At 35.0% G+C, this 22,414-nt stretch carries 21 protein-coding genes; 5 read left to right on the top strand and 16 right to left on the bottom strand.

The features are described from left to right. Positions 1-5: 5 nt before the first annotated feature. Positions 6-746, bottom strand: coding sequence for a lysophospholipid acyltransferase family protein (locus tag GS03_RS03270; RefSeq protein ID WP_136151142.1), 741 nt, complete (start codon positions 744-746; stop codon positions 6-8). Between the two features lie 73 nt (positions 747-819). Here GS03_RS03270 and trpS point away from each other — a divergent pair, with 73 nt between their 5' ends. Beyond that, entirely contained in the window at positions 820-1,797 is a 978-nt protein-coding gene (gene trpS, locus GS03_RS03265; protein ID WP_136151141.1) for a tryptophan--tRNA ligase, read from the top strand. A 1-nt stretch (position 1,798) separates the two neighbouring features. On the opposite strand, the gene GS03_RS03260 is transcribed toward trpS, so the two are convergent. Then, entirely contained in the window at positions 1,799-3,256 is a 1,458-nt protein-coding gene (locus GS03_RS03260; RefSeq protein WP_136151140.1) for a hypothetical protein, read from the bottom strand. Positions 3,257-3,292: 36 nt separating this feature from the next. Then, positions 3,293-4,435 carry a DNA-processing protein DprA gene (dprA, locus tag GS03_RS03255; protein WP_136151139.1) on the bottom strand — a complete coding sequence of 381 codons (1,143 nt, stop codon included), beginning with the start codon at positions 4,433-4,435 and terminating at the stop codon, positions 3,293-3,295. Between the two features lie 101 nt (positions 4,436-4,536). Here dprA and GS03_RS03250 point away from each other — a divergent pair, with 101 nt between their 5' ends. The 4 genes from GS03_RS03250 to GS03_RS03235 are packed head-to-tail and all read left to right on the top strand — an operon-like array spanning position 4,537 to position 10,175. Next, positions 4,537-5,475, top strand: coding sequence for an HU domain-containing protein (locus tag GS03_RS03250; RefSeq protein ID WP_136151138.1), 939 nt, complete (start codon positions 4,537-4,539; stop codon positions 5,473-5,475). A 60-nt stretch (positions 5,476-5,535) separates the two neighbouring features. Further along, positions 5,536-6,045, top strand: coding sequence for an acyl-CoA thioesterase (locus tag GS03_RS03245; RefSeq protein WP_136151137.1), 510 nt, complete (start codon positions 5,536-5,538; stop codon positions 6,043-6,045). A 49-nt stretch (positions 6,046-6,094) separates the two neighbouring features. Next, positions 6,095-8,008, top strand: coding sequence for a transglutaminase-like domain-containing protein (locus GS03_RS03240; RefSeq protein ID WP_136151136.1), 1,914 nt, complete (start codon positions 6,095-6,097; stop codon positions 8,006-8,008). A 13-nt stretch (positions 8,009-8,021) separates the two neighbouring features. Further along, on the top strand, positions 8,022-10,175 hold the full coding sequence (locus tag GS03_RS03235; protein WP_136151135.1) for a hypothetical protein: 2,154 nt from the start codon (positions 8,022-8,024) through the stop codon (positions 10,173-10,175). A gap of 60 nt (positions 10,176-10,235) precedes the next feature. Here GS03_RS03235 and GS03_RS03230 read toward each other — a convergent pair whose 3' ends face one another. The 13 genes from GS03_RS03230 to atpB form a co-directional block, all read right to left on the bottom strand. Then, on the bottom strand, positions 10,236-11,498 hold the full coding sequence (locus GS03_RS03230; protein WP_136151134.1) for a murein hydrolase activator EnvC family protein: 1,263 nt from the start codon (positions 11,496-11,498) through the stop codon (positions 10,236-10,238). Between the two features lie 16 nt (positions 11,499-11,514). Further along, positions 11,515-12,303: a DUF4292 domain-containing protein gene (locus tag GS03_RS03225; RefSeq protein WP_136151133.1), complete on the bottom strand. Its 789-nt coding sequence runs from the start codon at positions 12,301-12,303 to the stop codon at positions 11,515-11,517. Further along, positions 12,303-13,658 carry a tetratricopeptide repeat protein gene (locus GS03_RS03220; RefSeq protein ID WP_136151132.1) on the bottom strand — a complete coding sequence of 452 codons (1,356 nt, stop codon included), beginning with the start codon at positions 13,656-13,658 and terminating at the stop codon, positions 12,303-12,305. The genes GS03_RS03225 and GS03_RS03220 overlap by 1 nt, the downstream gene beginning before the upstream one ends. A 26-nt stretch (positions 13,659-13,684) precedes the next feature. After that, entirely contained in the window at positions 13,685-14,695 is a 1,011-nt protein-coding gene (locus GS03_RS03215; RefSeq protein WP_136151131.1) for a sugar phosphate nucleotidyltransferase, read from the bottom strand. Positions 14,696-14,748: 53 nt separating this feature from the next. Beyond that, positions 14,749-15,183 (bottom strand): dUTP diphosphatase, encoded by a 435-nt coding sequence (dut, locus tag GS03_RS03210; RefSeq protein WP_136151130.1) that lies wholly within the window; start codon positions 15,181-15,183, stop codon positions 14,749-14,751. 43 nt (positions 15,184-15,226) lie between these two features. Next, complete coding sequence (locus tag GS03_RS03205; RefSeq protein WP_136151129.1) at positions 15,227-16,690, bottom strand: lipopolysaccharide biosynthesis protein; 1,464 nt, start codon at positions 16,688-16,690, stop codon at positions 15,227-15,229. 50 nt (positions 16,691-16,740) lie between these two features. Beyond that, on the bottom strand, positions 16,741-17,178 hold the full coding sequence (locus GS03_RS03200; protein ID WP_136151128.1) for a GNAT family N-acetyltransferase: 438 nt from the start codon (positions 17,176-17,178) through the stop codon (positions 16,741-16,743). A gap of 76 nt (positions 17,179-17,254) precedes the next feature. Further along, positions 17,255-18,115: an ATP synthase F1 subunit gamma gene (gene atpG / locus GS03_RS03195; protein ID WP_136151127.1), complete on the bottom strand. Its 861-nt coding sequence runs from the start codon at positions 18,113-18,115 to the stop codon at positions 17,255-17,257. 69 nt (positions 18,116-18,184) lie between these two features. After that, a complete protein-coding gene (gene atpA / locus GS03_RS03190) occupies positions 18,185-19,759 on the bottom strand; it encodes a F0F1 ATP synthase subunit alpha (RefSeq protein ID WP_136151126.1) in 1,575 nt (524 codons plus the stop codon). Between the two features lie 23 nt (positions 19,760-19,782). After that, complete coding sequence (atpH, locus tag GS03_RS03185) at positions 19,783-20,316, bottom strand: ATP synthase F1 subunit delta (RefSeq protein WP_136151125.1); 534 nt, start codon at positions 20,314-20,316, stop codon at positions 19,783-19,785. Beyond that, positions 20,316-20,816 carry a F0F1 ATP synthase subunit B gene (locus tag GS03_RS03180; RefSeq protein ID WP_136151124.1) on the bottom strand — a complete coding sequence of 167 codons (501 nt, stop codon included), beginning with the start codon at positions 20,814-20,816 and terminating at the stop codon, positions 20,316-20,318. The genes atpH and GS03_RS03180 overlap by 1 nt, the downstream gene beginning before the upstream one ends. A 105-nt stretch (positions 20,817-20,921) precedes the next feature. Further along, positions 20,922-21,119: an ATP synthase F0 subunit C gene (atpE, locus tag GS03_RS03175; protein WP_136153049.1), complete on the bottom strand. Its 198-nt coding sequence runs from the start codon at positions 21,117-21,119 to the stop codon at positions 20,922-20,924. Positions 21,120-21,206: 87 nt separating this feature from the next. Further along, positions 21,207-22,328, bottom strand: coding sequence for a F0F1 ATP synthase subunit A (gene atpB, locus GS03_RS03170; RefSeq protein WP_136151123.1), 1,122 nt, complete (start codon positions 22,326-22,328; stop codon positions 21,207-21,209). Positions 22,329-22,414 lie beyond the last annotated feature (86 nt).

Genomic DNA, 22,414 nt, shown 5'->3' with positions numbered 1-22,414 from the left:
TTTTTTCATGGATTATAATCCTGAAGTTGGTTTAAAATAACTTGACGAACCTGGGCTTTTATTGTTTTTTTATATTCTGAAGATTTATCTTTTGTATCAAAAAAATGATGGATTTTTACACGCATCAAACCCGGACTTCCACTGAAAAAAGTATAGGAAAAGCGTTTTTTGTTATCGGCTAAAGTGAGCGGGACAATCGGAATGTGATGGTCAATCGCTAATCGGAAAGCGCCGTCTTTAAATTCATCCAATACAATTGATTCGTCATCAGGAACACCGCCTTCGGGAAAAATACAAATACTAAATCCTTGGTCAATTTTTTTCTGCGCTCTTTCAAAAACTGCCATCCTGCTTTTTGAACTTTTTCTGTCTACCAAAATACATGTCCGTTTATAGAAAAATCCAAAAAGTGGAATCTTGGTCAATTCTTTTTTTCCCACAAAAACAAAAGGATTTTTTACCACCGAAAGCATCAGCATAATATCGGTCATCGAAGTGTGATTGGCAACAAACATATAACTTTTACCTTCTATGATTTCTTCCTCTTTCTCCAATTCAACTCTGAAACCCATGCCAAATAATATGACTTTGGCCCAAATTCTGGCCATCACAAAAAAATAAGGATACCATTTTTCTTTGAGGATCGAAATAAAAAGAAACGGGAACATGACAATTATGGGAATCGCCATTAAAACATAGAACCAAACGCGATAAAGTATCCAAAAAACAATTTTCAATGCTCTCATATTGTCAAATGTAATGAAAGGTATGCAATTTTTAATACAAAGGTTTAACTTTGCGATTAGAAAAAAATTGAAGATGTCAAAAATACTAACCGGAATTCAAAGCACAGGAACACCACATTTAGGAAATCTATTGGGTGCCATTCTACCCGCCATTGAACTGTCAAAAAATCCAAGCAACGAATCGTATTTATTTATTGCCGATTTGCATTCGATTACTCAAATTAAAAACGGAGACGAACTTCGTCAGAATACATATAGCACAGCTTCGGTTTGGCTTGCTTGTGGATTAGATGTCAATAAAGTTGTTTTTTATCGTCAGAGCGATGTGGCTCAAACGGCTGAATTATCTTGGTATTTGAGTTGCTTTTTCCCCTTTCAACGTTTGACATTAGCCCATTCTTTTAAAGACAAAGCAGATAGATTAGAAGACGTAAATGCTGGTTTGTTTTCGTATCCAATGCTGATGGCTGCTGATATTTTATTGTATGACGCCAATTTTGTTCCTGTTGGAAAAGACCAATTGCAGCATATTGAAATTACGCGTGATGTTGCTTCCCGTTTTAATCATCAAATGGGAGAAACCTTTGTAATTCCGGAAGCAAAAATTGAAAAAGACACCATGTATGTTCCCGGAACGGATGGCCAAAAAATGAGCAAATCGCGTGGAAACATCATCAATATTTTTCTGGATGATAAAGCATTGCGTAAGCAAATCATGAGCATTGAAACCGATAGCACGCTTTTGGAAGAACCGAAAAATCCTGATACCTGTAAAATATTTGGCCTTTATAAATTATTGGCAAACGATCAACAGATTGCTCAAATGAAAATAAAGTATGCCAATGTCAATAGAGATTTTGGTTATGGTCACGCCAAACAGGAATTGTTTGAGTTAATCGTTACCAACTTCAAAACCGAGCGGGAAAAATACAATTACTACATGAATAATTTACCGGAAGTTGATGCGTTGCTAAAACAAGGTGCTGCAAAAGCCGGAGCAATTGCCGATGTTGTTTTGAAAAAAGTCAGAGTGAAATTGGGATTTGAATAAATTATTCTTTGAATTCGTTAATCGGATTTATCCTGGCATTTTCTGAATCTATATCTAAACCGCCATTTGAATACGAAATCACAGCATCGTTAACGAGACTGTAATCTGTTTTTAGAATTTCTTTAGCTGTCGGAATTAATTCGCTGAAACGGTATTCAACAATCGAATGATTTCTGATGAAAAGATGATTGCTGTCAGTTTGAAAAGTTGCCCATTTTTTTCCGAGATACATATTGAAAATTGTTTTGGCATCAGCGCGATTAAAATTGATTTCTAAAGCATCGCCAGCCTTAATAAAATGAGCCGTTCGGGGTATTTTTATAGTGTCATACAAAACCGCGTTTTCCAGCAAAACCATATCATAGCCTGTATTGTTTTTCACTTTAATGAAGTTACTACTTTCACCTGCAGGTTCGTTTTGATAAAAAGTCTGAAACGGATTTTCTCCCGTTTTTAAAATAATATCCTGTGACATTTGCCTAATTTCTGATGGTTTGAAATCCGCTAAGAAAACCTGGAAACTGTCAATGATAAAATGCATGTTGGCATAATATCTATCTATTTTTCGTGGTTCAGGTTTGTATACTGTTTCGTCATCATAAGTTACATCATCATTACTGTAATTATCGAAATTGAAGCTGTTGAAAAAAACAATAATTCGAATAAAAACAAAAAATCCAACTACTAAGTAAACCCATGTTAGGTTTTTCTTTTTGGGTATATAGGCTTCAAATTTTGTTTCTGCAATGTCTTTATTTCTTTTAATTTTTTGAGAAAAATCATCATCCAAAGCAGTATAATTATTCATTGCTAAATAGGTTTTACTGACAAGTTCAGAATTCTGATCCTGATTATAAATAGTAGTAACCGAATCTAACAAATCCTTTATTTTTTGCTCAATTTCCTGATTTTTTATATGATTTAAAAAAGAGAAAAAATGACCGTCTTTGATATATAAAACCTTATAAAAATTTCCGTAAGGTGGCTTTAAAATCGCAATTGCATTATCCAATTTATCTAATGCGTGCTGACTTAGAACAAAATTTAAACTGTCAGGAAAATAATTTATGGCTGCAGCCAGATGACTTATTTCATTAAATTTATCTGCTCCCAGATTTTGATAAAAGAATGCTGCCAATTCTTCACTCAAAAAAAGCTGTACAAACGTCTTTACTTTTTCGGTATCAATAGCATCTAATTCGTTGAGAAAATAGGTTCTCGGATAATCTTTCTTGGTAAAAAAATTAAAGAGAATTCTATTATTTAAAACTGCCAAAAAAGATTCTGGATCACTTTTTAACGCTTTTAAAAGTTTAGCAGTGTCAGAATCCCGGATTTCCTGATTGGTTTCCTTTTCAGCAACTAATTGCTTTTTAATTTGCGTAAATTCTACCCTCGAAAATTTCCCAATCTTTGATTTATCAAGCGAAATCAATTCTAATAAAGCTATAATATTCATCTGCAGCGCGTAGTGTATAAAAACAAATGTAGCAATTTAAATTGCTTCAAACAATTTCCCTGGCAAAGGTCTGACAACTCCTTTTAATTCCATATTTAATAGTAAAGACGAAATCCTAAAAATTGGGAAATCACAGTCGAGAGCAATAATGTCTAACAATTGTTTCCCGTTTTGTTGAAGATAATTGTAGACTTTTTGTTCCTCATTATCAAGGGAAACAAACAGTTGTTTTTGAATAACCTTATTGTCATTAGCTCCGCTCTGTTCGGCTTTGCCTCGGGTCTGAGCTTGCGAATGAATCTCCCAATTCAGTATGTAAACCAAATCAGCTGCGGAAGTCATCAAATTTGCCCGCTGTGTTTTGATTAGATTATTGCATCCCTGACTAAATTTATCCGAAATTCGTCCCGGTACAGCAAACACATCGCGATTGTACTCATTTGCCATTATTGCCGTAATTAACGAACCTCCTTTTTCGGCACTTTCAATTACAACAGTTGCTTCGCTTATACCGGCTACGATACGGTTTCTTTTTACAAAATTCTCTTTTTCGGGATTAGAACTGCTCCAAAATTCCGTTAGAAATCCGCCATTATTTTCCATTTTGGCAACGTATTTCTTGTGTGGTTTTGGATAAACCTGATTTAAGCCATGAGCCAAAACTCCGATGGTTTGCAAGTTATTTTCCATTGCTGCCTGATGCGCAACAATATCAACGCCATAGGCAAAACCGCTAACAATTATTGGATTGAAAGCAGCTAAATCTTCTATAAGCCTTTTGCAAAAATCTGCGCCATGAGAAGTGACTTCGCGTGTACCGACGATGCTGATTATTTTTCTGTTTTCGAAGTTTATATTTCCCGAACCAAAAAGCAAAACCGGTCCATCGATGCAGTGTTTTAATCTATTCGGATAATCATCATTTTGGAAATACAAAAGGGTTGGTTTTTCCTTTTCAATAAACCGTAATTCCTGTTCGGCTTTTTCAAAAATGGTTTTATTCTTGAGGTTTTTAATCAAAAAAGCTCCGATTCCATCAATTGATTTTAATGATTGTGCTCTGGAATTAAATACATTTTCAGCTGAACCGCAATGATTTATGAGTTTTTTGGCAACAATATCTCCAACGCCTTCTACTTTTAAAAGTGCTAAAAGGTTAAAAAGTTCAGTCGAATTCATGTGCTTATTTTACTACAAAAATAATTATTTTTTCTTTGGATTGTTAATAAATATTGTGAATAATTTTTTGATAGTATTATTGTTTATCTAAATTTGTTGATATGAAGATTGAACAATACATTTCCCAATTATTATATCGTTATCAATGTGTTACCGTACCAGGATTTGGTGCGTTTCTGACTGAATTTCAGTCGGCACAATTAGACGAAAACTCGCATTCGTTTTATCCTCCAAAAAAGATGGTTTCATTCAATCCGTTCATTAAAAACAATGATGGATTGTTGGCAAATCATTTGGCTGAAGCTGAGAAAATATCTTATGAAATTGCGGTAAATATTATTCAAAACGAAGTATCACATTGGAAGACTAAAATTCAGGAATTCGGTAGTTTTTCAGTAAGAAATGTTGGTGATTTTTCATTGAATTCGGAAAAAAATATTGTTTTTGTTCCCGTAGACCAAATCAATTATCTTACAGCATCTTTCGGATTGAGTTCATTTGTTTCGCCTTCTGTAAAACGTGAAGTTTATAAAGAACAAATTGAGCAACTGGAAGAAAAAGCTCCGATTATTTTCACACCGGAGAAAAAGAGAAATTATTCCGTTTTAAAATATGCTGCTGTTTTCTTGTTGTCAGCCGGAATCACAGGAACTTTTGGTTACAAATATTACGAAAACCAAATAGCGCAGGAAACGCTTGTCGTGCAAGCCAATGTTCAGAAAAAAGTAAATCAAAAAATTCAGGAAGCTACTTTTTATATTTCAAATCCATTACCCGCAGTTACACTAACGGTTGCTTCAGAAAAAATGCCTTATTGTGTAGTTGCCGGTGCTTTTAGAATAGAAAGCAATGCAGAAGATCAATATCAAAGGCTGCTTAAATTAGGTTTTAAAAAGGCCAAAAGATTAGCGCCAAACAAGCATGGATTATTTCCTGTGCTTTACGGAAGTTATTCGACTTACACTGAAGCGCATCAAGCGATGAAAGACATTCAGAAACTAGACAATAAAGACGCGTGGCTTTTGATAGAAGAACAATAAAATTATCCCGATTTCTCGGGATTTTTTGTTTTCAGTAAGTACCTTTGCAAAAAAAACAGTATGAGTCCAAAACATCCTTCCGAATCGTTAACCATCTTAACTGACTTAGTTTTACCAAGCGAAACCAATCCTTTAAATAATCTTTTTGGAGGCGAATTATTAGCCCGAATGGACAGAGCTGCCAGTATTGCTGCCAGAAGACATTCGCGAAGAATTACTGTTACTGCTTCTGTAAATCACGTAGCTTTTAATCGTTCCATTCCTTTAGGAAGTGTCGTAACTGTTGAAGCTAAAGTATCACGAGCATTCAATTCTTCGATGGAAATTTTTTTGGATGTTTGGTTAGAAGACAGAGAATCTGGCATCAGAACCAAAGCGAATGAAGCTATTTATACTTTTGTAGCTGTAAATGAAACCGGAAATCCTGTAAGTGTTCCTCCTATCGTTCCCGAAACAGAACTGGAGAAAGAACGCTATGATGCAGCTTTACGCAGAAAACAATTGAGTTTGGTCTTGGCCGGAAAAATGAAACCTCACGATGCGACAGAATTAAAAGCATTGTTTATTTAATATTTTTTTGTTTTTAAAAAAGTAGTATATTCCCAAAAAATCAACACCAATGAAAACCACTTTGAAATGGATGGCTTTGTTGTGTTTTTTTGCGACTACTGCTTTCTCACAAAAAAACATTGATCCAACGCCTGAAGATGTACAACGGGCAAAGCAATTACGCGAAAAATATTCCAAAGATGATATTGCTGTCTTAGAAAGCACCGACAATATTAGTTTCGATTTTAATAAAAAAGGAAGTAAGGTAACCGTAAACCATAACTCCAAAGAACATTTGATGAACATCAACTATCGCGCTGATATTCACAAATATGAGTTTTATGATAGCGAGAGCAGCATTGAATCCTTTTCAATGAAATACCGTAATGACAAGTCGACTTCCTTTTTTGTAAAAGATGAGTTTTATAAGGACAAAGATTTATTTTATAACGACGCAAAAGTTAAGTATATGACTGTCGATTTTCCGGTTCAGGGCTATACTTACCGTTATGAAATGCAGAAAAAATATGATGATGTAAAGTATTTTACTACTCTGTATTTCAATGACGAATATCCGATTTTAAAAAAAACCATTTCATTCAGTATACCAAGTTGGCTTGAAGTTGAACTAAAAGAATTCAACTTTGAGGGTTATAAGATTAACAAAACATCACGCCAGGAAAACAACATCACCTATGTAACTTATACAATGGAAGACATTCCGGCTGTTTATAAAGACGAAGATGCTCCGGGAAGAAGTTATACTTATCCGCATATTTTAGTATTGGCAAAATCGTTTACCAAAGATGGTGCTCAGACTACTTTGTTTAAAACCAGTGATGATTTATATAAATGGTACAAATCATTATTGGCAATGATGACCGATGACACAACCGTAATGAAAGCAAAAGTTGCAGAGCTTACGGCAAATGCCAAAACAGATGACGAAAAAATCAAGAATATTTATTATTGGGTTCAGGACAACATCCGATACATCGCTTTTGAAGATGGAATTGCCGGATTCAAGCCTGATGAATCCAATAATGTTTTTGAAAAACGTTACGGTGATTGTAAAGGAATGGCAAATCTTATAAAGCAAATGCTAAAGCTTGCCGGTTTTGACGCACGTCTTTCATGGATTGGCACCAAACATATCGCTTACGATTATAAAACACCTTCATTGGCCGTAGACAATCATATGATTTGTACGCTAATGTATAAAGGCAAAAAATATTTCCTTGACGGAACAGAAAAATTCAATTCTTTGGGCGAATATGCCGAGCGTATCCAAAATAAGGAAGTCATGATTGAAGATGGCGACAAGTGTATAATAGACAAGATTCCGACAGTTACTTATGCAGCCAACAAAGAGCAATTTAAAGCGACTTTATCTATAGTAAATGAGCGTCTGACCGGCAACTGTAATCACAACTATATAGGCGAAAGCAGAGCCCAATTCCTAAACATTTACAACAGTTTTGAAACCAATAAGAAAAAGGAACGATTGGAAGGATATCTGTCAAAGCAGGATAAAAATATTTTAGCCAGTGATATAAAAACTTCTGATTTTCAAAACAGAGATGCCAAACTAAACCTTGATTATAAAATTAATATTGCCAATAAGGTTTCTTCTTTTGACAATGAAATATACATCGATTTGGAATTCATGAATGAGTTCAAAGGCTTTGCAATGAAAGACAGGAAAGTTGATTATGAAATGGATTATAAAACCGATTACGAGTCGCAAATCAATCTGGTAATTCCGGATGGTTATAAAGTAACCCGCATGCCGTCAAACCTTTCTATCAAAGAAAATAATTTTGACATAAACATCACATTTGACAAAACCGATAAAGAGATTATTTATAAAAAGTCATTCATCTTCAAAAACGGCTGCATCAAAGCAAGTGAAATAGATAAATGGAATGATTTCAATAAAAAAATGATAGAAAATTACAACCAACAAATTACTATTACCAAATAATAAACCAAACTAAATGAAAACCAAACTAGTAGTATTATTGCTTTTTGTTTTACAAATAGCTTCCGCTCAGGATAAAAATGAAATCAAGGAATTTTTCTGGGGCAAAAATGATGAATTCAAAAAGTCTAATTCTGTTCCCGACAAATGGAAAGATGAGTCGGCAGTAATAATCCACAAAAAAGAATACTATAACTATCATAAATTTGGTGTTAATGTAACCTATACTTCGGGCATCCGGAAAAGAGTTAAATTACAGGATCAGGCTGCTGTTACCGAGTTTTCTCAATTCTCTTATAAAAGCAAATTTTACTCCAATAAAGCGATGGGTAATTTTTGGCGCAGAGGAACAACATTTGTTGGTATAAAAGTCGTTAAATCTGATGGTAAAGAAGTCGAAATCAATGTTGAAAAAGAATCGAAAGAAGTTAACGGAGAACAAAAAGTAGCCATTCCAAATCTTGAAATCGGAGACATTATCGATTATTACTTTTATAGTGTAGAGCCATTTAAATCGGCAATGGATTATAGTTTTGATCCCGTTGAAACACCACTTGGTGATGTGTATCCAACCATGGATTTAAAGATTGTTTTGGAAACAGAAAATGATTTTTTTGTTAATTTCAACACCTACAACGGAGCTCCTGATTTAAAGGAAATCCCGACCAACAAAGGTGGTGAAAGACGCTATGAACTTTCGCAGCAAAATATCAGCAAGAATGAGTTTCCACGTTGGTTTTACCCATTGGCGGAAATGCCCTGCTATAAGTTTCAGGTGATTTTTGCACGTTCCGGTAAATTTGAAAAATTGGCTGATGGCTTTTTATCGAATTCGGAAAAAGAAGTTAAGAAAACCGTTTCAAAGGATGATATTTTTGATTACTACAATGCCAAATTCGTTCCTTCGGGAGATTTAGATCCAATAAAAGATTTCCTAAAAGGGAAGACGTTTGCCAGCGATGAAGAAAAAATCAGGGAAGTTTATTATTTCTGCCGTCATGACTTTTTTACAAAATACATTGAAGCTTTTGTCGTTAATGATGCTAAGATTTTTTATCCTTTTGAATATTATCAAAAAGCCGTATTCCTTAGAGATGAAGTTTCGTTCATTAACTATTTCATGTACTTTCTGAAAAAGAACAGTATTGATTACGATATTATCGTTGCGACCGATAGAGTAAATGGTTCTATTAATGATTTACTCATACAGTCGAATGTAAAAAAACTTTTGAGGGTCAACACAAAAACGCCTATTTACCTGGAATATTTTTCTCCATACACTAGTGCTGACCAATTTGATGATGGTGTAGAAAATTCTAAAGCTTATGTTCTTGAAGTGTCAAAAGGGAAGCGTGTAACCGATGCTTCTGTTGTGACGTTACCTTCGAGCACATATCAGGAAAACAACACCAAAACAAAAACCACATTAACACTTGATGATTTTTCAGGTTTTAAGGTTAAAAAAGAGTCTTCATTTTTGGGGCATTTAAAAGAAAATGAACAAAGAGACAAACTTAATTTTTACGATTATGTATATGAAGATTATGCTAAATATGGCTCAACACAGCTTATGGAATATGTAAAAAACAAGAAGAAAAAAGAACAATATACCAATGAGTTGAATGCCATAATCAATAAGCAAAAAGACAAGCAAAAGGATTACTTTAAGGATTCAACCGAAAAAGATTATGAAGTAACTGTTGATGATTATAAATTCAATATTAAAAGTGCCGGGCGTTTTGGTAAAAAATCGGCATTTGAATATGACGAAGAATTTACCATCAAGAACAACTGGATCAAAAAAGCCGGTGATAAATATTTGATGGAATTAGGAAAGTTCCTAACCTCTCAAATCGAAATCACGCAAAAGGAAAAAGACAGAAAGAACAACATCTATATGGTCTATCCCCGTTCTTTTGACAATGAAATAATTTTGGAAATTCCAGCCGGATATGCCGTTTCAGGTTTGGAAAAACTCAACAAAAAAGTAGAAAATGAAACAGGTGGATTTACATCATCTGCAGAAGTTGTCGGCAATAAGCTTATTATTAAAACGTTTAAGTATTACAAAAACTATAACGAACCGAATGCCAATTGGAACAAAATGATTCAGTTTCTGGATGCTTCTTATCAGTTTACGCAGGAAAAGGTATTGCTTAAGAAAGTTTAATTTCGTTTCTATTGTAAAAATAAAAAGTCCTCTCGTTTTAAGAACGAGAGGACTTTTTTATTACATATTAAACAGCCAACTTGCCGGATTATTATAAGTCGTATTTTGAAGTATCAGGAATTTCACAATCGTTTTCCCGGTATCGCCATTAGTTCTGATTCTCCCTAAGGTTTGTTTAGTAGAAACTTTATCGCCAACGCTCACGTTTACGCTACTCAAGTTTTGATATACCGTAAAATAATCTCCGTGTTGTATAAAAACCGCAATGTTTAAAGGCGATAATTTAATTACTTTAGTCACTTCACCGCCAAAAACTGCTCTGGCTGAAGCTCCGTTTTCTGTGGTAATTTCAACACCGCTATTGTGAACTGTAAGTGTTTTATAAATCGGATGTGGCTGATCTCCGTACGGTAAAGAAACTGCTCCTTTTTCAACAGGCCAAGGCAGTTTCCCTTTGTTGGCTCTGAAGTTATTGGCAACCAATTGCCCTTCGGAAGTCAGTACAATTTTTGTTGAAGATTCCACCGCTTTCGTTGATGCTGCTGTAGTTGTCTTTGGATTAGCTCTGGCTTTTTCGGCAGCTGTTTTCTTATTGGCTTCGGCAATTGCCTGGCGGATTAATTTTTGAATCTGAGCATCAATCTTTCTTGTTTCCTGTTGCTTTTTCTTGATTTCAGCTATGATTTTACCCTTATCCTTTTGTATTTGAAGCGCTATTTTTTCCTGCTCCTTTTTCTCTTTTTCTAACTCTTTTTTTTCGTTTTCGTTTTCTTCAATTAGCTTTTCCTTTTCTGTTTTTTGGACAACAATTTTATTGGTATAACCAACCAATTGCTTTGTTTTTCCTTCTATTTCCTGGCCTTGCATTTTTCTGTAGCTTGCATATTGCTTCATATACTGTGCTCTTTTGTAGGCTTGCAAAAAGTTTTCTGAAGACAATAAAAACATCGCTCGGCTTTGTTCAGATCGGCTTTTATATGACTTCATAATCATCGCAGCATAATCCTTTCTGAGTTGCTCTAATTCCCGGTTGAGTTGGTTGATTTTTATTTGATTTATATAAATATCATTCCCTAAAAGCTTGGTTTGCTTCTCGGTTGTTTTTATCAGTTTTTCTTTTAATCCAATCTTTTCTTTTTGAAGCATTAGCTGAGTAACAACCGATTTTTCTTTGCTTTTTACCGATTGTAATAATTGCTCTTTCTCCTGAATCTCTAACTGAATTTTAGCTTTGCGTTCTTCGAGTTGTTCCTGCGTTGGCGGTTGGCTCCACATTTGAATTGTGAAACAGAAGAATAATAAAGAGAGAAATAATTTTGGCATCGTTATTTTATTTTGGCTAATCTTTTATAAAAATTCTATCATATCCATCAGGAACACTGTAAGGAAAAGACAAATCTTCGTTGAACGTTATCGAATTATAATCTACTATAATAGTTGTTTTCCCATTCTTTTGAAACGCATTTATCGTCAAAGCTGCCGGGAAAATCCCCGAAGCAAAATCCTGAAAATTGGGATAATTCACTTCAAATTTTCTTTCCTTTTCCGGTTGACTAATTTCTTGTTTTTTTAGTAAAAAATGCTCCGCTTCAAAGAAAAAAGATTTTTCGGTATTGTCTTCAACAGCATTCAATTTATAGAATTTGTCCGTTATTATAAATGAATATTTCCCTTTTGTCAAATCGTCAATTGGTTGCCCAATAAGCATACTTTGTATTTTATTAAAATCTAAATCGGTTCCCAGCCATTGGCTCAAGGCTTCGTAATTTCCTTCAAAATAATTCCCGTTTATCTTTTCATAATACTTTACTTCCTTTGGCGTAATCAACGCTTTTGCCATAGTGATTCCCAATACACGGATGCTTACTAAAATCTTCTCGTCTTTCTTTATTTTGATTTCGGCAGAAACACTTTGCGAATCATCTTCGTGCTTGTACTTGGCGCTAGCCCTAATGTATAACGTCGAAAAATCATTTTTATTATTGTAATGATTTTGAATTATTTTTTCGGAAGTTAAAGCGTTCTCATCTTTTACAACCGCTGTTGGAGTCTTTGTATCAACAAAAACCGCTTTCGATTTACAGGAACTCAAAAAAATAATCGCCAGAATAAACAATCCTTTTTTCATTATTTTTTTTGTTTTTTTATGAGTTCATCCGCTTTGGCAAAATACTTCTCTTTCTTATTTGTGTCTCCCAAACCGCTATATGCTTCTCCCAATTGTATATTGAAATTGATTTCCAATGTCGCGTCGTCAATAACAAAATCTAAACCGGAATCTAAAATGGTCGCTGCTTTTTTAAAGTTTTTCAGTTGATTATTGGCAAGACCGGCATAATAATAAAACTGTGGTTGTGTTGGGAAAAGCTGTGTCAGGTCATCTGCCTTTTTTGCCAAATCATTAAACTGTTGATTTTCTGTATATGCCTGTAACAATAAAAGCTGCGTTTCAACATCGTCCTGATCACTTATTAAATGCATATTTAAATACTTAATGGCTTTCCCAAAATTGGATTTTGAATAATAAAATTTGCCTATTTCTTTAGCAACTCTTACTTCTTTATCATTATCAAAATAGGAAATGGCTTTGTCTAAATCGGGTTCGTATTTTGGATTGTTTTTGGCAAAAATCATAAACTCATTGAGCATTCTGTGTTTGATTTTAGAATCTATTTTTTTGCTAGGAAACACAATATTCATGGCTTTCACCGCATTGTCACCATCATTATTATTCAAATGAAACTTGAATAAACTCACTTGCGCCCAATCGGAAGTTGGAATTTCCTTCTCTAATTTCTGCGCAATTTCCAAAGCTTTTTCTTCCTGATTGCTCTGTGAATACATATAAATCAAGGAAATATAATTGGATTCTTCTTTTGGAAATTTCTTAATCTGCTCTAACAAATGGAACTTTTCAGCCGATTGGTATTTGGCATCTTTCATAATGTCTGCCTTATACAATTCTCGTTTATCGGATTTCCCAAATTTTTCGTTCAATTCGTTAATGAGTTCCAAGGCTTTGTCAAACTGATTTGTATTCATGTACAACGAAGTCAGGTCTTCTTTGTAGTCTTCCTTGAATGTTACCAATTTTTCAACTATCGGAATCGCTTTATTATAATCCCGCACGGCATAACAAACATCGTACATTCCAACCCAAGCCCAACGGTTTTTGGGATCCATTTTGCTAACTTTTTCAAAGTTTTCATAGGCTTCATTATACTTTTTCTGAGCTAAATAATTCTTACCCAATTCAAAATAAATCACTGCATTTTCAGGTTGGATTACCTTTCCTTTTTCCAAGGCTGCAATAGCTTTGTCATAGTTTTCGATACTTCGTTGCTGGATTGCTTCATAAAATAAATCCTGAAATCCATCGTCTATAGTCACGACATCATTCTGTGGTTCATCCTGAGCCAAAGTGATATTGGGAGCACAAAGCATTCCAAAAAATAACAGACAATAGATTTTTAAATTTTTCATTTATGCTGAATTCATTTCAGTATTATTTATTCTAAAACCGAGTAATCTCCAATACTAATGCTTGTAAAATTACCATCAAAATTCGCATGGTTTCCAATCATCGCATTATCCAATTTTGCATTTTTGATATGAGCATGTGTTTGAATCAGGCTATTTTTAATTGTCGAATCGATAACATGTGTTCCTCTTCCTAATGACACATTTGGTCCAACCGTTGAATTTATCAAAACTACATCTTCACCTATAAAACATGGTGGAATGATGGTAGAATTCTCTTGTTTTACTCCGTAGTCAATCAAATGCTCGCCGTCGTTGTGCAAAAATCCTAACATTCTTGAATTGGTCTCCACAGTTACATCTTTGTTACCGCAATCCATCCACTCATCGACCTTGCCCGGCACAAATTTCATGCCCTTTGCCATCATTTGTTTAATTCCGTCATTAATTTGGTATTCGCCACCGTGAATGATGTTGTTATCTAAAACAGACTGAAGCTCATCTCTTAGAACGGAAACATTCTTGAAATAGTATATTCCAATCACGGCTAAATCTGAAACAAACTCCTTTGGTTTTTCTACCAACTCAACAATTTCGTTGTTAGCATTCAGATTGATTACACCAAAAGCTTCCGGATGATCTACTTGTTTTACCCAAATAACGCTGTCGGCAGTTTTGTCCAAATCAAAATCGGCTCGGATCAAAGTATCTGCATAGGCAATTACGGCTGGACCGCTCAGCGAATCTTTAGCACACATAATTGCGTGACCTGTCCCAAGCGCTTCATTTTGATAGTAAATAGTTCCTTTTGCTCCTAATTTTTGAGCAATTGCAATCAAATCTTCTTCTACTTTTTTACCAAAACTTTCGTGAATGATAAAGGCAACTTCGTCAATATCCTGATTCAAAACTCCAGCTATATCTTCTACCAAACGATGAACGATTGGTTTTCCGGCAACAGGAATTAATGGTTTTGGGATTGTTAATGTATGTGGGCGAAGACGTGAACCACGACCAGCCATGGGAACTATTATTTTCATTTTCTTGTCATTGCGAGGAACGAAGCAATCTCGTCCTCAAGTTGATTTAATTTTTATTTTACTCCTGTACTTCCAAATCCGCCTTCGCCTCGCGTGGTTTCAGAAAGTTCCTGAACTTCATTCCATTCCGCTCTTTCGTGTTTGGCAATGATTAATTGGGCTATTCTTTCACCGTTTTCTACGACAAAATTTTCATTGGATAAATTTACTAAAATCACACCGATTTCTCCGCGATAATCAGCATCAACTGTTCCGGGAGAATTGAGAACGGTTATTCCTTTTTTGGCTGCCAATCCGCTTCTTGGCCGAACTTGTGCTTCGTAACCAATTGGCAATTCAATAAAAAGTCCTGTTTTTACAATGGCTCTTTCTAAAGGTTTTAGTGTAATTGGTTCAACCAAATTTGCTCTTAAATCCATTCCTGCTGAAGCAATGGTTTCATAATTTGGCAAATCATGTTGTGATTTATTGATGATTTTTATGGTCATTTTATTAGTCATTGCGAGAAACGAAGCAATCTCGTCACTCTAATTATTTACGTTTTATGATTCGAAGTAATGTTTCCTTTTCACTATAATAAATGAAGTATAAAAATAGGGCTAACAAAACTATTTTTACAAGATAATTTTCTCTTAGATACGGAATATAAAATGATATAGCCGAGAGCAAAATTGTCAATCCCAAGTAGCTGAATATTCTATTAAAATCATATGGAATTGGATAATATTTTTGTCCTAATTTATATGAAATAATCATCATGCTTCCATAAGCTGCAATGGTTGCAATAGCTGAACCGTAATAACTCATTGTCGGAATTAAAAGCCAATTCAGAATCAAAGTGATGGCGGCGCCAATTAATGAAATATAAGCGCCAATTTTGGTCTTGTCTATCAGTTTGTACCAAACCGAAAGATTGGTGTAAATTCCGAGGAAGAAATTGGCTAAAACAATCAGTGGAACGACTTTCATCGCATCCCAATAATTAGCATTCGGTACTAAAACCTGTTTCAGTAAATCGGCAAAGACAATTACAAACAAACAAATAAACGAACCAAAAATCACAAAATATTTAGTGATGGTAGCATAAGTTTGCTGAGCATTTTCATTGCTGGCATGACTAAAGAAAAACGGTTCAATTCCCAAAGTATAGGCCGTTCTGAAAAGCACCATAAACATTCCGATTTTGTAACAGGCAGAATAGGCTCCAATTTCAGACATAGGAACATGCAGCCAATCCAAAAGGATTTTATCAAAGTGTTCGTTAACAGCAAAGGCAATTCCGGCAAATAAAATTGGAAATCCATACTTCATCATTCGTTTCCAAAGAGCGGCGTCAAAGTGCCATGAGATTTTAGTATAATTTGGAATCAACACCAGGAATGTGCCTAAACTTGCAGCGATAAACGAAATAAAAATATAGCCAATCTCATAATTTCTGAAATAAATCATGCTGAAAATTCCATCCGGATTCTCGGCTGCCAATTTGGGTAAAATAGCCAAAAAGAAAAGTGTCAATACTAAGCTTATGGAAACATTTCCGATTTTTATGGCGGCATATTTTATGGGTTTACGTTCTGCGCGAAGTTTGGAAAATGGAATTATAGCCAAAGCATCCAACGTTAAAATCCATATCGTATACGTGATATATTCAACTTTGATATCGGACCAATTTGCCAAAGTATTTCGGAAAAGTAATCCCAATACTAAGAATCCTATGGACGACCAAAAGAGTGAAATTGTAGAGGTAGAAATAACGCTTTTCTTGTCATTTTCTTCTGCATTATAGAATCGGAAAAAAGAAGTTTCCATTCCGTAAGACAGCACCACATTGAAAAAAACCAAATACGCAAAAATCACCGAGACTTCACCCATTTTGCTTTTATCCGGCAGGTAAAGCACATAAATCGGATTCAGCACAAAACTGATTAGCCTAGGGATAACGGTCGCTAATCCGTAAATTAAGGTTTGTTTAAAGAGATTTTTATATAAACTCAAGGTGTTGAATATTGCTTTGGAATTGTAACAAAAGTAACCAATTCTTTGGTTTATGTCAGGCCGTTTTCGTCTAAAATTTTAACGAAATGAAAACCTTTTGGTCCAAAGCCCTGATTGTAGTAAAAACGGTGAGCCGAAAAATTGGCTGTGTATGCATCAAGCGTAATGGTGACGCATCCTAATGTCTTCGCTTTGGCTTCGACAAAATCACAAATTATCTTGCCAATTCCTTTAGAGCGGTGTTCGGGATGCACAATAAAATTATCTATTTCCATGTACTTTCCGCACCAAAGTTTGGTGCCAAACCAGATTCCGGTAACGCCAATACATTCGTTATTTTCAAAAACGGCAACCTGGGAATAATTATTCGGAATCATAACTTCGAGAAAGGATTTGTACATCTCAGGAGTCATCTTTTTGTACATTAAATGCATTAAATCAAATTGGGGTAACATTTCTTCTAATGAAGTAAGTTCTTTGATTTCCATTGTGAATTTTTATTTAAATGTATAAAAAAAGAGCCAACGTTTGTTGACTCTTTTTGAAAATATTGTGAACTATTAATTACCCTTTTAACGCTTCCGCTCCACCAACAATCTCTAATATCTCGTTGGTAATCGCTGCCTGACGCGCTTTGTTGTAAGTTAATTTCAATTGGTTTCTTAACTCGGTTGCGTTGTCAGTTGCTTTGTGCATTGCTGTCATACGCGCTCCGTGTTCAGAAGCAAATGAATCTCTGATGGCTTTATACAATTGCGTTTTCAATGATTTTGGAATCAATGTCAATACAATTTCTTCTTTTGAAGGTTCAAAGATATAATCACCAGTTGAAGCCGGTACGTCTGATTGTACTGGTGCTAACGGTAAAAATTGTTCGGTTTGAACGATTTGTGTTGCGGCATTTTTAAACTGGTTGTATACCAATTCGATTTTGTCATACTCACCAGCAACAAATTTTTCAGTCAAAACATCTGCAATTGCAGCAACGTTTTCAAAAGTTAAATTATCAAATACATCGCTTTTGTTATCAATAACATTACTTGCCTTTCTGAAAAAATCGTTCCCTTTTTTACCTATTGCAAGAAAGTCAACTTGTTTCCCAGCGTAAGTATCTGCAAGAATTGTGGCTTGTTTGATAACGTTAGAGTTGAATGCTCCAGCCAAACCTCTGTTTGAAGTTATAACAACAATCAAAACTTTGTTTACTTCACGTTGTGCTGTGAATTCGCCACCTGCATCACCGTCTAAAGTAGCACTTACATTTTGAAGAAGTTCGGTTAATTTTTCGGCATAAGGTCGCATCGCTGTAATAGCATCCTGAGCTTTTTTCAGCTTTGCAGCAGAAACCATTTTCATCGCCGATGTAATTTGCATCGTAGATGAAACTGAACTAATCCGATTACGTATTTCCTTTAAGTTTGCCATTTTATGAGTATTAAGATTTAAGCACCAAGTATTAAGACGTCTTAATACTTGATACTTAATACTTTTTTATTAATATTTCGCTGAAAGTTCTTTAGCTACTTTTTCTAAAACGTCAGTAATATTGTCATCCAATTTACCAGCTTTCAAAGCATTTAAAGTGTCTTTATGTTTGCTGTTTAAATAATCGATAAAGCTTCTTTCGAATTCTTTTACTTTGGTAACAGGAACGTTTCTCAACAAGTTTTTAGAACCCGCATAGATAATAGCAACCTGATCTTCAACAGTGTAAGGATCGTTAACCGCTTGTTTCAAGATTTCAACGTTTCTTCTTCCTTTTTCGATTACGTTTAAAGTAACAGCATCCAAATCAGAACCAAATTTTGCAAACGCTTCCAATTCACGGAATTGTGCCTGGTCTAATTTTAATGTTCCGGCTACTTTTTTCATCGATTTAATCTGAGCGTTACCTCCAACACGAGATACCGAAATACCTACGTTAATCGCTGGACGAACTCCTGAGTTAAACAAATCTCCATCAAGGAAAATCTGTCCGTCAGTAATCGAAATTACGTTAGTTGGAATATAAGCAGAAACGTCACCCGCTTGTGTTTCGATAATTGGTAAAGCTGTTAATGAACCACCACCCTTTACGATTGGTTTCAATGAATCCGGTAAATCGTTCATGTTTTTTGCGATATCATCATCCGCAATTACTTTACAAGCTCTTTCTAATAAACGAGAGTGTAAGTAGAATACGTCTCCAGGATATGCCTCACGTCCCGGTGGTCTTCTTAACAAAAGAGAAACCTCACGGTAAGCTACCGCTTGTTTTGATAAATCATCATAGATAATCAAAGCAGGACGACCTGAATCTCTGAAATATTCTCCGATTGCAGCTCCGGCCATTGGCGCATAAACCTGCATCGGTGCAGGATCAGAAGCATTAGCAGCAACAATAACGGTATAAGCCATTGCACCTTTTTCTTCTAATGTTTTAGCAATTCCAGCTACTGTTGACGCTTTTTGTCCAACAGCAACATAGATACAAAATACTGGTTGACCAGCATCGTAAAATTCTTTTTGGTTTAGGATGGTATCGATACAAACTGTAGTTTTTCCAGTTTGACGGTCACCAATAACAAGCTCACGTTGTCCTCTTCCAACCGGAATCATCGCATCGATAGATTTGATTCCTGTTTGTAATGGCTCAGTTACCGGTTGACGGAAGATAACTCCAGGAGCTTTTCTTTCCAATGGCATTTCGTATAAATCACCACCGATTGGTCCTTTACCGTCGATTGGATTACCCAATGTATCAACAACACGTCCTACGATTTGCTCACCAACTTTAAGCGATGCAATACGTTGTGTTCTTTTTACTGTAGAACCTTCTTTAATTCCTGTAGATGGTCCTAAAAGTACAACTCCTACATTGTCTTCTTCTAAGTTCAAAACGATAGCTTCCAATCCGTTGTCGAATTGTACTAACTCACCGTATTGAGCGTTTGATAACCCGTAAACACGAGCAATACCATCACCTACCTGAAGAACAGTTCCTACTTCTTCTAATGTTGCACCTGATTCAAAACCAGATAATTGTTTCTTTAATATTGCTGAAATTTCAGCTGGATTGATTTCTGCCATTTTGATATATCTTTAATGGTAATCTAGTTACTAAATTCTCTTTTTAATTCCTGCAATCTGTTTGACACAGAAGCGTTATATTGTTTGTCTCCTATTCTCAAAATAAATCCGCCAATTATTGAAGGATCGATAGTATTTTGAATAGTTAATTTTTTAGTCGAAATTGTTGCTGCTTTTGCCAAAATCTGAGCTTCTAATTCTGCTGTAATAGGAAAAGCTGTAGTTACTTTTGCCACTTCAACACCATTCATTTCATCAAATTGAGTGTTGTATTGTGTAGCAATCGCCACTAATATTTCAAATCTTTTGTTTTCTTGTAGCAATCTGAAAAGCGATTTGGTTTCAGCCTGAACCGAACCAAAAACTTCTGTCAAAGCGTTCATCTTCAAATCTGATTTGATAATTGGACTAGCCAAAAAATCTTGTAAATCAGCACTTGAATCAACCGCAGCAATGATAGACTTCATATCATCATTTACCTGACTGGTTTTTCCGCTTGAAACCGCAGTTTCTAAAATTGCTTTCGCGTATCTAATCGCAGCTCTTGACATAACGATTAATTTAATTTAACGTCACCTAACATTTTCTCAACCAATTTGGTTTGAGAAGCTTTGTCAGCTAATTCACTTCTTAATACTTTTTCTGCAATTTCAATTGACAAAGAAGAAACTTGATTTTTCAAATCTGCCATAGCTGCATTTTTTTCGCTGTTGATTGCTGCTTTTGCCTGTTCAATCATTTTACCTGCCTGAACTTGTGCTTCTTCTTTAGCTTCAGAAACAATTTTATCTTTAATTTCTCTTGCTTCTTTTAGAATAACATCTCTTTCAACTCTAGCTTCAGCTAATAGTTTTTCGTTATCCGATTTAAGATTTTGCATATCTCTTTTTGCAATTTCTGCAGAAAGCAATGCGTTTTTGATTCCTTCTTCTCTTTCGTTAACGGCATCAAGAATTGGTTTCCAGGCGAATTTTCTCAACAAGAAAACTAACAACAAGAAAATTAATGTTTGCCAGAAGAACAAACCAAACGAGAAATCATTTATTAACTTTTCCATAATTTAATGTGTATATATTATGTAATGTATATTGTAATTTTTAATTCTTTTAAAGATAAACCAAAGCTACAACCAACCGTTGCAGCTTTTGGTTTATTTTTTTTATTATTTTACAGCGAATAATGCCGCAAAACCGATTCCTTCAACAAGTGCCGCTGCAATAAGCATCACTGTTTGAATTTTTGCTGTAGCTTCTGGTTGACGAGCAATTGCATCTAATGCAGAACCACCGATTCTACCGATACCAATTCCTACTCCAATAACTACTAATCCTGCTCCTACTAAATTAAGAGTACCTTCCATAATGTATATATATTTAATTAAACATTCAAATTTATTAATGCCAATGCGCCATCTGGCTCCTCGCATAAAATGTCCGCCGGACATTTTTTAATGATGCTCGGCCCCTTCATGATGATGCTCTTCAACAGCGGCACCAAAATATAAAGCGGTCAACATAGTAAAGATATACGCTTGTAAAAGCGTTACCAATATTTCAATTAATGAGATGATGAATGAAAGTCCGAATGCTAACGGGCTTCCTATCCAGCTTTTGAAAATGAACATCATTCCAATCAAACTCATTATAACGATGTGACCTGCAAACATATTAGCGTACAAACGAATCATTAATGAGAAAGGCTTGATGATTGCTCCCATCAATTCGATTGGCGCCAAAATAATTTTCATTGGAACCGGAACGCCAGGCATCCAGAAAATATGCAACCAATAATCTTTTTTAGCGGTAAACGTTGTGATGATGAACGTTAAAACTGCCAATCCGAAAGTTACCGAGATATTACCCGTAACGTTTACTCCGAATGGCAACATACCAACAACATTTAAAAACCAGATAAAAAAGAATACCGTCAATAAATGACTCATGTATTTTTTATAATGCTTTTCACCGATGTTTGGGATTGCGATTTCGTCACGAACAAATAATACGATTGGCTCGAAAAATCTTCCTACTCCTGCTGCAACGCCTCCATTTTTTGAATATGATTTTCCTAAACCTCTAAATAATAAGAACATTAAAAGTGCTATAATCAACATTGAGAAAACACCTTTAGTGATTGAAAAATCGAGAGGTTTTGCATTTGTTGGATGTCCATCGTGCTCGGTTAAAGTTCCGGCAGCATCTGTTTTGTAGATTCTTTCGTGGTGTAAAACGTAATAGTTTCCACCATCTTCTGCAACCGATTCTCCATCATGGAATTTTGAAGAAGAGAAAACGTGAAGTCCGTCAGTATCCCAAAGAATAATTGGTAACGGGAAACCATAATGTTTTCCTGTTTCTTCGTCAGCGAAGAAATTAAAGCTGTGCGAATCTAAAACGTGGTGACTTTTTACTTCATCAATCTGAGCTCTGGTTTTAGCTTCCGGATCCAGATTTTCTGTAGCCGCCTCTTCATGATGTGTTGGTTCAGGTGAATTTGCTAATAAAACCGAAGGCAAAAAAGCAATTAAAGCTACTATACTATAAAGGAATGATTTTTTCGAAAACACCATAACTATGATTTGTCTAAATTTTATTTCTGAAATTTGGTGCAAAAGTACACTTTTAATTAATATTAAAAAGTATAAGTTTTATTTTT

The sequence above is a fragment of the Flavobacterium sangjuense genome, assembly GCF_004797125.1.
GTDB lineage: Bacteria > Bacteroidota > Bacteroidia > Flavobacteriales > Flavobacteriaceae > Flavobacterium > Flavobacterium sangjuense.
Note: the sequence above shows the minus strand (reverse complement) of the source record. Positions and strands in the feature narration are given on the sequence as shown.

What these genes read in the sequence shown, in the direction of transcription:
- GS03_RS03235 (WP_136151135.1), top strand. Translation starts at nt 8,022, where the DNA reads ATGAAAACCAAACTAGTAGTATTATTGCTTTTTGTTTTACAAATAGCT.
- GS03_RS03220 (WP_136151132.1), bottom strand. Translation starts at nt 13,658, where the DNA reads ATGAAAAATTTAAAAATCTATTGTCTGTTATTTTTTGGAATGCTTTGT.
- atpE (WP_136153049.1), bottom strand. Translation starts at nt 21,119, where the DNA reads ATGGAAGGTACTCTTAATTTAGTAGGAGCAGGATTAGTAGTTATTGGA.
- atpB (WP_136151123.1), bottom strand. Translation starts at nt 22,328, where the DNA reads ATGGTGTTTTCGAAAAAATCATTCCTTTATAGTATAGTAGCTTTAATT.
- trpS (WP_136151141.1), top strand. Translation starts at nt 820, where the DNA reads ATGTCAAAAATACTAACCGGAATTCAAAGCACAGGAACACCACATTTA.
- GS03_RS03230 (WP_136151134.1), bottom strand. Translation starts at nt 11,498, where the DNA reads ATGCCAAAATTATTTCTCTCTTTATTATTCTTCTGTTTCACAATTCAA.
- dprA (WP_136151139.1), bottom strand. Translation starts at nt 4,435, where the DNA reads ATGAATTCGACTGAACTTTTTAACCTTTTAGCACTTTTAAAAGTAGAA.
- GS03_RS03215 (WP_136151131.1), bottom strand. Translation starts at nt 14,695, where the DNA reads ATGAAAATAATAGTTCCCATGGCTGGTCGTGGTTCACGTCTTCGCCCA.
- atpA (WP_136151126.1), bottom strand. Translation starts at nt 19,759, where the DNA reads ATGGCAGAAATCAATCCAGCTGAAATTTCAGCAATATTAAAGAAACAA.
- GS03_RS03180 (WP_136151124.1), bottom strand. Translation starts at nt 20,816, where the DNA reads ATGGAAAAGTTAATAAATGATTTCTCGTTTGGTTTGTTCTTCTGGCAA.
- GS03_RS03245 (WP_136151137.1), top strand. Translation starts at nt 5,536, where the DNA reads ATGAGTCCAAAACATCCTTCCGAATCGTTAACCATCTTAACTGACTTA.
- atpG (WP_136151127.1), bottom strand. Translation starts at nt 18,115, where the DNA reads ATGGCAAACTTAAAGGAAATACGTAATCGGATTAGTTCAGTTTCATCT.
- GS03_RS03260 (WP_136151140.1), bottom strand. Translation starts at nt 3,256, where the DNA reads ATGAATATTATAGCTTTATTAGAATTGATTTCGCTTGATAAATCAAAG.
- GS03_RS03225 (WP_136151133.1), bottom strand. Translation starts at nt 12,303, where the DNA reads ATGAAAAAAGGATTGTTTATTCTGGCGATTATTTTTTTGAGTTCCTGT.
- dut (WP_136151130.1), bottom strand. Translation starts at nt 15,183, where the DNA reads ATGACCATAAAAATCATCAATAAATCACAACATGATTTGCCAAATTAT.
- GS03_RS03270 (WP_136151142.1), bottom strand. Translation starts at nt 746, where the DNA reads ATGAGAGCATTGAAAATTGTTTTTTGGATACTTTATCGCGTTTGGTTC.
- GS03_RS03240 (WP_136151136.1), top strand. Translation starts at nt 6,095, where the DNA reads ATGAAAACCACTTTGAAATGGATGGCTTTGTTGTGTTTTTTTGCGACT.
- GS03_RS03250 (WP_136151138.1), top strand. Translation starts at nt 4,537, where the DNA reads ATGAAGATTGAACAATACATTTCCCAATTATTATATCGTTATCAATGT.
- GS03_RS03200 (WP_136151128.1), bottom strand. Translation starts at nt 17,178, where the DNA reads ATGGAAATCAAAGAACTTACTTCATTAGAAGAAATGTTACCCCAATTT.